Genomic DNA, 13,710 nt, shown 5'->3' on the forward strand with positions numbered 1-13,710 from the left:
AGGACCCCCCGGACGGTGGCGGGACCCGGGCGCCGAGCGCCGGCGGGGATCAGGCGGTGGCGGGCTTCAGCTCGCCGCGCTCCTCCCGGCCGAGCATCCGCTCGGCGAGGAAGCCGCCGGTGGGCAGCACCGCGAGGACGAACAGCAGGACGCCGCGCTTGGCGTCCCACTTCTGCGTCTGCCAGGCCTGGATCCAGAAGACCACGTACAGGATGAACAGGACCCCGTGGACCATGCCCATCACCGGGACGGCGTCGAACGAGGTGGTCCGCTTCAGCACCGAGCAGATCAGCAGCAGGATGAACGAGACCCCTTCGGGGCCGGAGACCAGGCGCAGGCGGTGGACGGCGCTGCTGTTCACGTTGGGTACCTCAATACGGGGGTCGGAGGCGCGGGCGCGCTTGTGAAGCGACTCACAAGCCTTCCGGTCATTATCACCGAGCACACGTCCGACGCCCCTGCCGGGGGTGGGCTCCGTGCCCGATCTCACAGCGCCCGCGCGCGGCGCCGCCGCCCCCGCGGTCCCGTCCCTGTCACAGCTGTGTGCCGGAACACGACCGAGCGCGACGGCCCGTCACCGGGAACCCCTATCCTGCTGCCCGCGCGCCCACCGATCCGGGCGCCGGAAGCATCACGCCACGGGGGTAGTCACCACATGTTCAAGCGCGACTGGGACCGCAGGACCTGCGCCAAGCGCGGCCACATCACCTACGCGCCCACCGAGCCCGAGCTGGCGTCCCGGCTGCACGCCGCCACCGCCCTCGGCGACGCCTGGCGCTGCCTGCGCTGCGGCGACTTCGCACTGGGCGCCCCGCACGGCTCCGGCCCCGCCGGGGACGCGCCGCTGGTGCCGCGCGGCAAGGCGCTGCGGGACCTCTTCATCCTGCGCTTCCTCGCCGTCGAGCGGGTGCTGCGCGGACTGCTGATCATCGTGGTCGCCTGGGCCGTGTGGAAGTTCTCCAACAGCCAGGACGCGGTGCACCGGATCTTCGACGAGAACCTGACGGTCTTCCGGCCCGTCACCGACCACTTCCACTGGGACCTCGAACACGCCCCGATCGTCGAGACGATCCGCAAGACCTTCGACTTCAAGAAGAGCACCCTGCTGATCGTCGCGGGCGCGCTGGTGGCCTACGCCCTGATCGAGATCGTCGAGGCGGTCGGCCTCTGGCTGAACAAGCGCTGGGCCGAGTACCTGACGGTGGTCGCCACCGCAGCCTTCCTGCCGCTGGAGGGCTACGAGCTGAGCCACCACGTGAGCGCGGTGAAGATCTGCACCCTGGTGCTCAACATCGCGGCGGTCCTCTGGATCATGCTCTCCAAGCGCCTGTTCGGACTGCGCGGCGGCGTGGTGGCCTTCGAGGCCGAGCGCCACTCGGCCTCGCTGCTGGAGGTCGAGCAGGCGGCCGGCGCGATCCCGCACCCCGGACACGGGGCGCACGCACGGAGCTGACCGGCGCATTTGTCGCAGCCCCGTACCAGTTGCGCCCCGCACTCTCCCCGCGCCACGGCCGCACCGGCTAGATTGCGGCCGTGGCACAGTTCAGACTCCAGGGATCGCGAGTGCTCGCCGTCGACATGGGCGGGGACGCCGTCAAGGCCCGACACGGCTCCATGGTCGCCTACACCGGGCAGATGACCTTCAAGAAGCTGACCGGCGGCGGGGACGGCCTACGCGGCATGGTCGCCCGCCGGCTGACCGGCGAGAAGATGACGGTCATGGAGGTGAAGGGCCAGGGCACCTGCTACTTCGCCGACAAGGCCGCCGAGATCAACCTGGTCCGGCTGAACGGCGAGACGCTCTACGTCGAGGCGGACAACCTGCTCTGCACGGAGTCCTCCCTGCACACCGGCACCAGCTTCACCGGCCTGAACGGCATGTCCTCCGGCAACGGCCTCTTCACCACCAAGGTGGAGGGGCACGGCTGGGCCGCCGTCACCTCCAACGGGCCCGCCCTCATCCTGCGGGTCGACAAGGGCATGCCGCTGCGCGTGGACCCGGGCGCGTACGTGGCGCACACCGGCAACCTGCACCGCAGCCTGAAGTCGGGCGCGGGCTGGACCACGGTCATCGGCGAGGGCGGCGGCGAGGCCGTCCAGGTCGAGTTCACCGGCGACGGCCTGGTGTACGTGCAGCCCTCCGAGAAGATCACCATCGGGGGTGACGTCTGATGGGCTTCACGAAGATCAACGGAAAGATGGTCGAGGCCCAGGTGGTGCCCGGCCAGCGGCTGTTCAGCCAGCGCGGCGCGATGCTCGCGTACAGCGGCGACGTCCGCTTCACGCCGAACATCACCGGCGGGCAGGGCGGCGTGATGTCGATGATCGGCCGCCGGGTGGCCAACGAGGACACCCCGCTGATGACCGTCGAGGGCCAGGGCCGGGTCATGTTCGGCCACGGCGGCCACCACGTCCACGTGATCGACCTGTTCGGCGACACCCTGTACGTCGAGGCGGACCGGCTGCTCGCCTTCGAGGGCACGCTGCGGCAGTCCACCATGTTCATGGGCTCGCAGGGCGGGGTGATGGGCATGGTCCGCGGCCAGGTCACCGGCCAGGGCCTGTTCACCACCAAGCTGGAGGGCAACGGCTCCGTCGCGGTGATGGCGCACGGCGGCGTCTTCGAGCTGCCGATCGTCCCCGGCCAGTCGGTGCACGTCGACCCGCAGGCGTACGTGGCGCACCGCGGCGACGTGCGCAACAAGCTGTCCACCGCGATCGGCTGGCGCGACATGATCGGCCGCGGCTCGGGCGAGGCGTTCCAGCTGGAGCTGTCCGGCCAGGGCACGGTGTACGTCCAGGCGAGCGAGGAGAAGCTCTGATGTCCTACCCGCCGCAGCCCCCGTACGGGTCGCCGCACGACCAGCCGACCCAGCCCGGCTTCGTCGTGCCGCCGCCCCCGCCGAACCACGGCCCGCAGCAGGGCTACCCGCAACAGGGCGGGTACCCGTCGCAGGGCGGCCACCCGCAACAGGGCGGGTACCCCCAGCAGGGCGGCTACCCGTCGCAGGGCGGGTACCAGACGCCTCCGCCCGGGCAGCCGCAGCAGTACGCCCAGCCGCCCGCGCCGCAGCCCCAACAGGCGTACGCCCAGGAGCAGTTCGGCGGCCCGATCGCCCCGCTGCCGACCGCCCAGGGCGGCACCGGCCCGGTGGTGCACGACGTGCACAGCCTGCCGGTCAACGACAACGTCAACCCGTACGCCTTCTCGGTTGAGCTGAACGGGTCCTACTTCCTGCAGAAGGGCAAGATGGTCGCCTACTACGGCGACATCACCTTCAAGGGCGTCGGCGCCGGGATGATCGACCGGATGCTCGGGCAGCACTTCAACTCACCGATGCACGCGGCGGACTGGGTGGTCGCCGAGGGCCGCGGCAAGCTGCTGCTGGCCGACCGGGCGTTCGACCTCAACTCGTACGACCTGGAGGACGGCAACCTGACCGTCCGCTCCGGCAACCTGCTCGCCTTCGATCCGACGCTGCGGCTCAAGCAGTCGATCATCCCGGGCTTCCTGACCCTGATCGGCACCGGCCGCTTCGTCGCCGCCTCCAACGGGCCGGTGCACTTCGTCGAACCGCCGCTCCGGGTGGACCCGCAGGCCCTGGTCGGCTGGGCGGACTGCCCGGCGCCGTGCCACCACTACGACCACGACTACATGCACGGGCTGATCGGCGGCATCCGGCGGCTGACCGGCATCGGGGGCGCCTCCGGCGAGGAGCACCAGTTCGAGTTCATCGGTGCCGGGCAGGTGCTGCTGCAGTCCAGCGAGAAGCTGATGGCCGAGCGGTCGGTCGGCCAGGTCGGCGCCGAGGCGGGCGTCCCGATGGGCGGGGTGCCGTCGCAGCCGGGTTCGGCCGGTCACGGCGGCGGCAATCCCAACCTGCCGGGGCTGGGTAACCTGGGCGAACTCGGCCGACGTTTCGGCCTGTAAACTCGTACAAGATTGAACTAAATCAGGTATGCTGGGTGCCATGGATACGCACACGATCGACACTGCGGACAACCCTCCGTCGCAGCCCGAGGAGGAGACTCCCTGGCTGACCGTCAGGGAGCAGCGGATGTGGCGCGCCCATCTGGAGGTCTCCAAGCTGCTGGAGTACCAGCTCAGCCGCGAGCTCCAGCCCCACAACCTGGCGATCAACGACTACGAGATCCTGGTCGTGCTCTCCGAGGCCCCGGACCGCCGGATGCGGATGACCGACCTCGCGACGGCCACCCTGCAGTCGAAGAGCCGGCTCTCCCACCAGATCACCCGGATGGAGAACGCCGGCCTGGTGCTCCGCCAGGAGTGCCCCGGTGACCGCCGCGGCCTCTACGCCCACCTCACCGAGCAGGGCTGGGAGACCATGCAGCGCGTCGCGCCGGACCACGTGCGCAGCGTCCGGGCGCACTTCATCGACCGCTTCACCCCGGAGCAGCTGGACGCCATGTTCGACGCCCTCGCGCCGATCGCCGACCACCTCCGCGGCCTCCGCGGCCGCGGCTAGGCGCGCTCGCACTCCCCCGCCCCGCCGCGACCACCCTCGCGGCGGGGCGGCCCGCGTTCCGGGGGCCCCTCGGGTCCTCCGCGCCAGCCGAGAGGGGTGGCGCGGGAAAAGCCAAAGGGAATGATCAAAGCTGGGCGGGCCCGTGCACGCACACGGGCCCGCCCACGTACTGAGCACCCCACCTGCCCGCCCTCTCCGCAGCCATATGGCGCAAGAGCTCGTTCAGTGGCCCTGACAACGAGTGCATCGAGGTCGCGGACGGATTCCCGGGCATGCTTCCCGTCCGTGACTCCAAGGATCCGCAGGGACCGTCCCTCCTCTTCACCACCGATGCCTGGACGGCGTTCATCGCCGGCGTCCGCGCGGGAGACTTTTCCGGGAGGAACTGATCGGCAACAGACCGGCGACCCACGCCTCAGCCGCCGCCGAGAGTGAGGCCCACGTGCCTCCGTCCCGGATCGCGCGAAGCTGCCACCGGGCCGCGATCACGACAGCCAAGGAGGCCACCTTCGCGGGATCGGCGACGGCGTAGGGCGGGACCTTCGTCGCCCACCGATGTGCTTGCGCGACGGTGTGGCCGGCGGCAATCAAGCGGGGGAGCAATGAGGCGGTATCGACCCAGGCGGCAGCCGGGGCCGGCCATGACCAGTCGATGACGCGAACCCGGGCACCATCGACAAGGATGTTCGAGCCGGTCATGTCGGTGTGGGCCAGCGTGTCACCGACGACCGCCTCCGATACCCGGCTCTCCAGCACGGTGAGCGCGTCCAGGTGTGCGGCCTGCCACGGGGTCAGTCCGTCTGCGGCAGCGATCTCAGGCCACAGTGCCGAGCCGGTCCACCGCTGCGCGAGGCTGAACGTCCGCAGCGCGGGTGCAGGAGTGAGCTTGTCGGCGAGGCCCGCCAGGGTACCGGCGATGAGCGGCAGGTCCGATGAGCCGGGAGACAGGTCAGCGTGCCGTCCCGGTACGAACTCGAAGGCGGTGACCAGCCAGCCTCCGACTTCCCGCTGCCACAGCAGACCCGCGCCGATACCCTTCACCGCCGGTGCGGCCTGCGCTTCCTTGCGAGCCATCCACAGGTTCGGGCTGTCGAGCCGGGCCGCCTTCACGAACAGGTGTCCGGTGGCAGTGTCGAGGGCGGCGGTGAACTCGGCGATCTCGCCGGAATCCGGCACCGCTACCCCGGTGACGGTGCCGCACCGCTCGGCAATCAGATCACGGACCACAGTCGGCAGATCGGTCCACTGGTGGCGCATGGCCTTCCCCCGGGATCGGGCTGGGGCCGGACGGCGCCCTCGCCGTCCGGCCCCGATGGTCAGTTGGAGTTGTGGCAACCCTGGTGGCACTGCGAGCAGTTGCCGCTTCCACTGCTGTCGGATCCGTCGCCCCCGCTGCCTTCGGAGCAGTCGGCGGACATGACCCACAACTCGGTGTCCACCCGGTAGCCGGCCCCCATGAGCGCGGCCATGGTGGCGGCGGTGCTCGCGCCCTTCACGGGGCAGTCGCCGTCCTCCGGGTTGTGGTGAAGGAAGCCGCCCGCAACCCGGTCGCAGAACCCGGCGTACTCACGCGTGTACATCAGGAAGGCGTGCCACCCGTGGTCGACCAGGAGCGACGGCGACAGCCGGGCACCGGGCGTGGCAGCACACGCACCCAGGAACGCGAGGGCTTGGTCCACGACCCGTTCCGCGAGCTGCTGCTCCATGTCCTGGTCGTGGACGATCCGGTGAACCAGGCGCCAGAACAGGGCGTCCTCGATCAGGGCTCGGCCGGTGATCTGTGCCGTGCTTACGGGGCTCATGCTGTGCTCCCTTGATCGGTTCGGTCCCGCCGTGCGGCGGGTACGTGGCCGGGCGTCGCCACCTGGGTCACGACCTGCGAATCAGATCGGGCGACGCGTTCGACGGTAGGGAGTAACCGGGCGGCCACTCAACGCGATTGCGGCTGATTGCGGATTCTCAATCGAGAGCGGCAATCGCGGAGGCGATCAGCGCACGGGCGGAAGCCCCGTAGACGGCCATCTTGGTCAGCTCGGCAAAGGCGCGGTGGTAGTCCGCGAGTTCGCGCGGCTGGACGACGCTGATCTCCGCGGTCAGTGTCTCCACTGCTGCCTCCTGGTTGTCGAAGAGGTAGAACGCCTCCAGCGGCCAGAGGCGGCGCTGCGCGGTGAACGGGATGATGCCGAGCGAGACAGATGCGAGCGGCATCACCGCAAGCAGGTGTCCGAGCTGACCGGCCATGGTGTCCGGGTCGCCGATGCGGTACCGAAGGACGGTCTCCTCGGCCAGGACGACGAAGCGATGGCCGCCTTCACACAACAGCCGACCCCGCTCCAACCGGACCGCCACCGCCTCGGCGACGTCGTCCGGGGTGCCTTGGAAGTCAGTGATGCTGCGCATGAGCGCGGTCGCGTACGCCTCGGTCTGCAGGAAGCCCGGCACCACATTGGAGACGTACGCCCGGCACACGGCGCTACTCGCGTGCTGGGCCAGAGACTCATCCTGGACCTGGCGCATGCCGTTGCGGTGGAGCTTGCGCCACTCCAGGTACATCAGTTCAACCGCCCGGGACGAGGCGATCAGGTCCGCCGCCTGGTCGTCCGAGCTGCACGCCGTACACCAGATGCGGATGTCATCCTCGGACGGGGCGGATTTCCCGCTCAGAATGCGCGATGTCTTCGACGGGTGCCACTGGCACCGGGCGGAGAGCTCTTTGCCGTCGAGTCGGGCCTCCAGCATCAACTCCCGCAGGCGCGACGCGACCGCGACCCGAGCCGCTTGGGCGCTGGACGATGGGGATGCCGCCATGAAGTGCCTGCTCGGTGCCTCGGTCGTCAGACGGTGAATCGCTCGTGCGGAGTCCCGCGCTCCCACACTGCTTCGAACGCGGACACGCAGAGCTCCGCCACGGCGGCGGTCTCGGTGTATGAGGTACGCGGGTCGGCCCAGTCTCCGTCACCGGTGAAGTGGTTGAACCGAACGGCATGACCGTCGAACACCCAGAAGTCATTACCGGGTAGCGCCAGGTCGGAGGCGTTGTGGCGGGGGAGCCAACGGACGTCTTCACCGGCGGAGATGTTCACCGGCGTCATGGCATGCAAGTACCGCGTGTAGAGGGTGACCGGCTCGGAAACAATCCGGGCTCGACGAACGGCCACGCCTCGCGTCGTCGCCTCTCGGACCATGGCCGTCCACTCGTGCCAGTATTCCGACTCCGGGTCCAGGTCCGACTTACCCGTCTCCCGGAAGCGCTCGATGGCCTGCTCCTCGTCGGGGACTCCGTAGGAGTCACGCATCTCCAGGTGGACCGCCGAGTGCTGCGCAGAGTGCAGGAGTTGATCAAAGTCCGGCACGCTCAACCACATCGCAGGCCTCCCTCAAGATCGGCACCATTCGTGCCGGGATTCGGATCAGGGTCTCGCCCTCAGGGACGCCGGGTGTGTGACCAAGTGCCCACGCGGTTCCGCTGATCGTGGCCACCAGCTCTTCACCGGCATCCCAGCTCTGGACAACGATCTCCCCTCGCGCGTGGTCCACCCACACGGTCGGCGAGCCCTCTTTCCCGGTCTCGGGGTCGATCCCGATGAAATCTAGCTCCATGGCACCCTCCTGTATCAAGCCGGTTGCGCACTGTTGCGCCTGCACCCTTACGGACGGCGCATGGATCGTCAAGAGCGCACTGTAGGCGGATGGATGCATTCCGTTGTGGGTGGCGGGGGGGGGGGGGGGGGGGCCGCCACGCCCCGCGGGGGGGGGGGCGGCGCCGCGCGGGGGGGGGGGTGCCGCCCCCCCCGCCGGGGGGCGGCGGGCGGGCGGCGGCGCCCCCCGCCCGGGGCGCCCCCCCGCCCCCCCCGGGGCCCCCCCCCCCCGCCCGCGGGGGGGCTGCGGCCGCGGTGGCTCGATCCCTACGTGGCCGCGTTGGCCGGGACGGTCGGCCTGGCCGCACTGTTCCCGGCCTCGGGCGGAGCGGCCCGGGTCGCCGAGGCCGCCTGCGACCTCGCGGTGGCGCTGCTGTTCTTCCTCTACGGCGCCCGACTGTCCACCCGCGAAACGCTGGCCGGGCTGCGGCACCTGCGGCTGCACGGACTGGTGCTCGCCACGACCTTCGGCCTCTTCCCGCTGCTCGGGGCGGCCACCGCGCTGCTCACGCCGGCTCCGCTGACCGGGCCGTTGCAGACCGGGGTGCTGTTCCTCTGTCTGGTCCCCTCGACGGTGCAGTCCTCGGTGGCGCTCACCGACGCCGCCGGGGGCAACGTCCCGGCGGCGATCTGCGCGGGCACCTACTCCAGCCTGGCGGGGCTGGTCCTCACCCCGTTGCTGGCGGCCTGGCTGTTGGGCTCGCACACCGAGCTGTCCGCCGACGGGCTGCTGCGGATCGGGCTGCAACTCCTCGCGCCGTTCCTGCTGGGGCAGCTGCTGCGGCCGTGGATCGGCGGTCTCCTGGCCCGTCACAAACGGGTGCTGACGCCGGTGGATCGCGGTTCGATCCTGCTGGTGGTCTACACGGCGTTCAGCGCGGCGGTGGCCCAGGGCATGTGGGGCCTGGCCACGCCGACCGCCCTGCTCGGGCTGCTCGCGGTGCTCCTCGCCCTGCTCGCCGCTGCCCTGGCGGCCACCGGGGCCGGGGCGCGACTGCTGGGGCTCGACGGACCGGCTCGCATCGCGGCGGTGCTGTGCGGATCGCAGAAGAGCCTGGCCAACGGCCTGCCGATGGCCACCGTCCTGTTCGGGCCGGAGGCGGGGCTGCTGGTGCTGCCGCTGATGCTCTACCACCAGCTCCAGCTGGTCGTCGGCACGGTGCTGGCCGGACGGTGGTCCAGGGCGACTGCCACGGCGGCAGACCCCCCGGCGGCCAAGCCGACGGCCGACCCAGGGGCAACTGAAGCAGGCCCGGACCGGCTCGGCGGGCACGAACCGGCGACGCCGACCGATCCGGCCGCGCTCACCGGGCGGGGCGCGTCGCCAGCGCCCGGGTGATGCCCCGGCGCAGCGAGGTCGAGGCCCCCGGCAGATGTCCCAGCCAGTTGAGCCGCTCGACTGCCGGCTCCGGCCGCCGGGCCAGTTCCAGCACCGCCGCGTACGGGCGGTCGCCCTCCCTCAGCCGGACGGCCAGCACGTCCACCAGGCCGTCCAGGTCCGGGCCGGTGAGGGCGGGGTGAGCGGCGACCAGCTGGAGCAGGAAGTTGTCGTTCCAGGTCGTGTGGCGCCGGGTGGAGAGCGCGACCAGCACCTCGGCGGGCGTGGCGGCGTTCCGGGCGATCGCGTGCCAGACGAACGGCAACTCGGCTCGGCCGGCCAGTTCGCGCAGCACCTCCGGGTTCGAGGTCCGTTCGGCCAGCCGGCGGTAGTCCCCGCCGTCGTGCAGGTGGCGCAGCGCCTCGACGTCGTCCATCCGGTCGGTGTCGTCCATGTCGAGGCGTGACCCTAGCAGGCCGGCCCCGGGCTCACCCGGTGGGGGTGCTGAGCGCGGCGGGCGGCAGGACGGGCAGCGGGCCCGGGGGCGGCAGCGTCCAGGTGTCCGGGTCGGGGGCGAACGGCCCGCTGTGCTCCAGGGCTTGAGTGAGGGCCAGCTCACGGGCGCGTTCCAGCTTCCGGTGGGTGGCCGTGTCGATCAGGCCGAGGCGTCGGGCCTGGGCGTACTCGTCCTCGTCCTTCCAGGCGTGCATCGACAGATCGGGGGTGATCACCAGGTCGAGGAAGAGGTCGAGGGTGTCGATCCCGATGGCCGTCCGCCGGTACGGGCGCTCGAAGTTGACGTACCAGTGCAGCGGTCGGCCCTCGGGGGTCAGGAAGCGGTGCACGCTGTAGTGGTCCCCGGCCGTGAAACGGCTGAGGACCACGGTGTCGCGCCAGACCCAGTGGTCGAGTTCCCAGTGGCCGGCGGCGAGGTCCTCGATGCCGAGCTTGCGGGCCGCGTCGTCGCCGGCGCGCAGCGAGGCGGTCCAGCTCCGGGGGGCCAGCATCGCGGTGCCGGGGCGGGCGGTCAGGGTCAGGGTGGCCCCGTCGTCCGCGAGGACGGTGTACGGCATGGCCGTCCAGACCCGGCCGTGGGCGATGTCCCGGCGGACGGCGGTGCTGCCGGCGGTGTGGCGGCCGGCGGTGACGCGGCCGGCCGTCATCGGACGTAGTAGGCCCGGTTGTGGGCGGCCACCGGCGGGGACTGGTAGGTCCAGACCCCGGCGGCGGGGGCGTCGGCGATCAGGTGGGCGAGGTCGCGGGCGGACTCCTCGGCGGGGTTCCCGAGGTCGAGCCGGACGCGCTCGGCGGTGCGGTCGTCCAGGGCGTAGTAGCGGTACGGCTGGTACACGTTGAGCGGACCGGCGAGCAGCTTGCCCTCGTCGTCCGTGCCGTAGCCGGTGATCGGGGTGTTGTTGACCGCCTCGGGGGTGAGGCCGACCAGGTTCACGTCCAGGGTGAGGAGTTCCTCGTCGTGGCGGTCCAGACCGTCCGGACCGAGGGTGGCGCGGCGGCAGGTGACGGACCAGCGCTCGCGCACGGCGGGCGCGTTGAGGGAGGGCAGCGTGGTCTCGAACCAGCCCGGGTGCTTGGGCTCGGCGTAGAGCCGGCGTCCGGCGTCGATGGCGAGCGGGTTGTCGCAGAGCACGTGCAGCCGGGCGATGCCGAGCAGCTTGGTCTGGTCGTGACCCCGGGCGTACTGGCCGTAGTCGACCACCGGGATCCGGTCCTCGGCGAACACCGGGTGGGCGATCAGGTTGATCTCCAGCTCCTGGGTGATGCCGCCGCCGTTCGGGTACTGGGCGAAGTAGAGCTGGTAGTTGAGCGACACGCAGGCCCCGCCGTCGAAGGAGGCGGCGTTCAGCCCGGGGTGGCGCTTGCCGAGCAGTTCGCGCGCCCGCTCGCGATCGACCAGGTAGTCGACGCCGATGTTGTGCAGCGCACCGTAGTGGAACGGCAGGTGGTAGGGCTCCGGGACGGGCGGCAGCGGCAGGCCGGTCATGTGGACTCCGAGGACGAAGGAGGTTCGGGAGTGCGGGAGGAGGGGGCCGGGGACGTCACCTGGGCGGGTCGGTGCAGTTCCAGGAGGTCCCGGTGCATCCGCTCGGCGCTGCGCAGTGCGAGCGCGGCCATGGTGAGCGAGGGGTTGGAGGTGCCGAGGGAGGGCATCGAGCCGCAGCCGACGGCGTACAGGTTGGGGTGCTCCCAGCAGCGCTGCCAGTGGTCGACCACGGAGGTGGCGGGCGAGTCGCCCATGACGTGGGTGCCGCCGGCGTGGCCCGCGCCGCGGTAGCCGTGGACGGCTCCCCGGTGTTCTAGCCGGCCGGGCCAGGAGTCCGCCGGATAGGCGGTGTGGTCCTCGGCGCCCAGCAGGGCGAAGAGCTGGTCCGAGACGGCCCGGGCGGAGGCCATGCCCTCGCGGACGTAGTCGGAGAGGTCGTAGCGGATCGCCGGGGCGGGGAGACCGAGCGGGTCGCGCCGCTCCGGGTCGAGGGTGACCCGGTTGGCCGGGTCGGCGGGCTGCTCCAGCTCGAACTGGAGCGAGAACTGACGGCCCAGGCGGTCACCGAGGCGCTCGCGCAGCTCCTTGCCGCGCAGTCCGGTGGCGAGCAGCGCGGCGGCCTCCGCCTCCGGCGCCCGGCCGGCCCAGGACCAGCCCCAGTTGCCGATCTCGATCCGGAACGGCGCCCGGTGGCCGCGGCCCGGGCCGAAGCGGAAGGCCTCCAGGCCGCTGGTGGAACCCGGCCCCCGGAAGGGGCCGACCGGGCGGGGCATCAGGCCCCAGGTCAGCAGGGCCGGGTGGTCCATGAGGTTGCGCCCGACCTGGTCGCTGCCGTTGGCCAGACCGGAGAGGAACAGCAGCCGGGCGTTCTCGATCGCGTGCGCGGCGAGCACCACCAGGTGCGCCTCCACCCGGTGGGTGGCGCCGCCGGAGCGGTACTCGACGGCCGTGGCCCGGCCGGTCCGCGGGTCGGCGAGCACCCGGCTGACGACGGCCCCGGTGCGCAGCTCGACCCCGGCAGCCCAGCGGGCCTGGGTGCGCAGCGGGGTGTACTTGGCACCGGTCGGGCAGGCCGGGACGCAGCCGGCGCTGCCCGCGCAGAGCGGTCCCTGCGCGGTGCCGGGGCTGGTCGGTGTCCCGTTGCGGGCGTGCGGGGTCGCGGTGACGGCCAGCCGGGCGGGGCCGGGCACGGCGGGGTCGCGGACGGTACGGCCGTCGAGGGCGTCGGCCAGCTGCCGGTCGAGGAAGCTGGCGGGGATGGCGCGCATCGGGAAGGCGTAGTCGTCCGGGATGGGCAGTCCGACGGCGCTGCGCTGCTCCTCGGCGTCGGCGGCGACGCCGAGTTCGCGCTCGGCGTCGCGGTAGTGCGGCTCCAGGTCGTGGTAGCCGATCGGCCAGTTGCGGCCGTGCCCGAGGTCGCCGGTGCGGAAGTCCTCGGGGTGCATGCGCGGGGTGAGTCCGGTCCAGAGGAGGCCGGTGCCGCCGTTGGCGCGCAGGTAGCCGCTCGCGTAGGGCAGCGGCCCGTACTGGCGGAGGTGGCCGGTGGCGGTGAAGCCGCCGCCCGGCAGCCCGGTGAGGTCGGTGACGTCCGGTGACGGTGCCTCGGGGCTGTGCGGGTAGGGCGAGGTGGGCGGCCCGCCCCCGGCCGCGCGGTGGGCGGCGGAGGCCTCGGCGCCGGTGGGCGCGGCCCGGCCGGCCTCCAGGACGAGCACCCGCCGGCCCTGCGCGCCGAGCCGGTGGGCGACCAGTGAGCCGGCGAAGCCCGCGCCGACCACGACGGCGTCCCAGCGCACGCTCATCGGCCGTCGCCGCCTCGGGGCGCGTCAGGGCGGGGTGTCCCGGCCCGGGGTGTCCCGGCCGGGGAGGGCTCGATCGCGGGTGTCCCGCCCGGGGGTGCCTCGGCCCAGCTGCCGTGCCCGGGCGCGGCGGCGCCGGGCGGGGTGGCCCGGAAGGTCCGCCAGACCAGGCCCTGGTCGTGGGCGCGGGTGGAGCTGGGCGCCTCGCCGGGCCAGGCGCCGACGTACCAGAGGTGGACGAGGGCGTGCTCGTCGCGGACCCGGTGGGCCAGCACGGTGCGGTGGTGCTCGTCCACCATGCCGGTGGCGCGCAGCTCGGGCACGTCGAAGCCGGTCAGCTCGGCGCAGACGCGCAGGAACTCGTCCGGGTCGGCCAACTCGTCGGCCTCGTCGGCCTCGACGGGGTCCCAGCAGTCCGCCAGGTCGTAGTCGGCCGGGCGGTCGTCGGACAAGGACACGCGGGCACCCC

18 protein-coding genes are annotated in these 13,710 nt (G+C 72.1%); 7 read left to right on the plus strand and 11 right to left on the minus strand.

Annotated elements, in window-relative coordinates; genetic code table 11:
• Positions 1–49: 49 nt before the first annotated feature.
• A complete protein-coding gene (locus ABT048_RS06925; protein WP_350520242.1) occupies positions 50–361 on the minus strand; it encodes a DUF3817 domain-containing protein in 312 nt (103 codons plus the stop codon).
• A 294-nt stretch (positions 362–655) separates the two neighbouring features.
• On the opposite strand from ABT048_RS06925, the gene ABT048_RS06930 reads away from it, so the two are divergent.
• From ABT048_RS06930 to ABT048_RS06955, 6 genes are all read left to right on the plus strand, one after another.
• A complete protein-coding gene (locus ABT048_RS06930) occupies positions 656–1,453 on the plus strand; it encodes a DUF2127 domain-containing protein (RefSeq protein WP_350520243.1) in 798 nt (265 codons plus the stop codon).
• 80 nt (positions 1,454–1,533) lie between these two features.
• The gene (locus tag ABT048_RS06935) at positions 1,534–2,172 is read left to right on the plus strand and encodes an AIM24 family protein (protein ID WP_350520244.1); all 639 of its coding nucleotides are present in this window, start codon (positions 1,534–1,536) and stop codon (positions 2,170–2,172) included.
• Positions 2,172–2,822 carry an AIM24 family protein gene (locus ABT048_RS06940; RefSeq protein WP_350520245.1) on the plus strand — a complete coding sequence of 217 codons (651 nt, stop codon included), beginning with the start codon at positions 2,172–2,174 and terminating at the stop codon, positions 2,820–2,822. The genes ABT048_RS06935 and ABT048_RS06940 overlap by 1 nt, the downstream gene beginning before the upstream one ends.
• A 299-nt stretch (positions 2,823–3,121) precedes the next feature.
• Positions 3,122–3,931 (plus strand): AIM24 family protein, encoded by an 810-nt coding sequence (locus ABT048_RS06945; protein WP_350520348.1) that lies wholly within the window; start codon positions 3,122–3,124, stop codon positions 3,929–3,931.
• Between the two features lie 40 nt (positions 3,932–3,971).
• The gene (locus tag ABT048_RS06950) at positions 3,972–4,487 is read left to right on the plus strand and encodes a MarR family winged helix-turn-helix transcriptional regulator (protein WP_350520246.1); all 516 of its coding nucleotides are present in this window, start codon (positions 3,972–3,974) and stop codon (positions 4,485–4,487) included.
• A gap of 245 nt (positions 4,488–4,732) precedes the next feature.
• A complete protein-coding gene (locus ABT048_RS06955) occupies positions 4,733–4,876 on the plus strand; it encodes a DUF397 domain-containing protein (RefSeq protein ID WP_350520349.1) in 144 nt (47 codons plus the stop codon).
• Here ABT048_RS06955 and ABT048_RS06960 read toward each other — a convergent pair.
• The 5 genes from ABT048_RS06960 to ABT048_RS06980 form a co-directional block, all read right to left on the minus strand.
• Positions 4,833–5,744 carry a hypothetical protein gene (locus ABT048_RS06960; RefSeq protein ID WP_350520247.1) on the minus strand — a complete coding sequence of 304 codons (912 nt, stop codon included), beginning with the start codon at positions 5,742–5,744 and terminating at the stop codon, positions 4,833–4,835. The genes ABT048_RS06955 and ABT048_RS06960 overlap by 44 nt on opposite strands.
• Before the next feature lie 59 nt (positions 5,745–5,803).
• A complete protein-coding gene (locus ABT048_RS06965) occupies positions 5,804–6,289 on the minus strand; it encodes a glycine-rich domain-containing protein (RefSeq protein ID WP_350520248.1) in 486 nt (161 codons plus the stop codon).
• A gap of 157 nt (positions 6,290–6,446) precedes the next feature.
• On the minus strand, positions 6,447–7,295 hold the full coding sequence (locus tag ABT048_RS06970) for a helix-turn-helix domain-containing protein (protein ID WP_350520249.1): 849 nt from the start codon (positions 7,293–7,295) through the stop codon (positions 6,447–6,449).
• 26 nt (positions 7,296–7,321) lie between these two features.
• A complete protein-coding gene (locus tag ABT048_RS06975; protein ID WP_350520250.1) occupies positions 7,322–7,852 on the minus strand; it encodes a DUF6879 family protein in 531 nt (176 codons plus the stop codon).
• Complete coding sequence (locus ABT048_RS06980; RefSeq protein WP_350520251.1) at positions 7,827–8,087, minus strand: hypothetical protein; 261 nt, start codon at positions 8,085–8,087, stop codon at positions 7,827–7,829. Before ABT048_RS06980 ends, ABT048_RS06975 begins: the two co-directional genes overlap by 26 nt.
• Before the next feature lie 309 nt (positions 8,088–8,396).
• On the opposite strand from ABT048_RS06980, the gene ABT048_RS06985 reads away from it, so the two are divergent.
• Positions 8,397–9,464: a bile acid:sodium symporter family protein gene (locus tag ABT048_RS06985; protein WP_350520252.1), complete on the plus strand. Its 1,068-nt coding sequence runs from the start codon at positions 8,397–8,399 to the stop codon at positions 9,462–9,464.
• On the opposite strand, the gene ABT048_RS06990 is transcribed toward ABT048_RS06985, so the two are convergent.
• From ABT048_RS06990 to ABT048_RS07010, 5 genes are read right to left on the minus strand one after another with little or no spacing between them, the layout of a single operon-like run.
• Complete coding sequence (locus ABT048_RS06990; RefSeq protein ID WP_350520253.1) at positions 9,430–9,897, minus strand: hypothetical protein; 468 nt, start codon at positions 9,895–9,897, stop codon at positions 9,430–9,432. The genes ABT048_RS06985 and ABT048_RS06990 overlap by 35 nt on opposite strands.
• A gap of 34 nt (positions 9,898–9,931) precedes the next feature.
• Positions 9,932–10,606 carry a ribonuclease FAU-1 family protein gene (locus ABT048_RS06995; RefSeq protein WP_350520254.1) on the minus strand — a complete coding sequence of 225 codons (675 nt, stop codon included), beginning with the start codon at positions 10,604–10,606 and terminating at the stop codon, positions 9,932–9,934.
• On the minus strand, positions 10,603–11,445 hold the full coding sequence (locus tag ABT048_RS07000; protein WP_350520255.1) for a hypothetical protein: 843 nt from the start codon (positions 11,443–11,445) through the stop codon (positions 10,603–10,605). The genes ABT048_RS06995 and ABT048_RS07000 overlap by 4 nt, the downstream gene beginning before the upstream one ends.
• Entirely contained in the window at positions 11,442–13,244 is a 1,803-nt protein-coding gene (locus ABT048_RS07005) for a GMC family oxidoreductase (RefSeq protein ID WP_350520256.1), read from the minus strand. Before ABT048_RS07005 ends, ABT048_RS07000 begins: the two co-directional genes overlap by 4 nt.
• On the minus strand, positions 13,241–13,699 hold the full coding sequence (locus ABT048_RS07010; protein WP_350520257.1) for a hypothetical protein: 459 nt from the start codon (positions 13,697–13,699) through the stop codon (positions 13,241–13,243). Before ABT048_RS07010 ends, ABT048_RS07005 begins: the two co-directional genes overlap by 4 nt.
• Positions 13,700–13,710 lie beyond the last annotated feature (11 nt).

The sequence above is a fragment of the Kitasatospora sp. NPDC096140 genome, assembly GCF_040303045.1.
In the GTDB taxonomy this organism is placed as follows: Bacteria; Actinomycetota; Actinomycetes; order Streptomycetales; family Streptomycetaceae; genus Kitasatospora.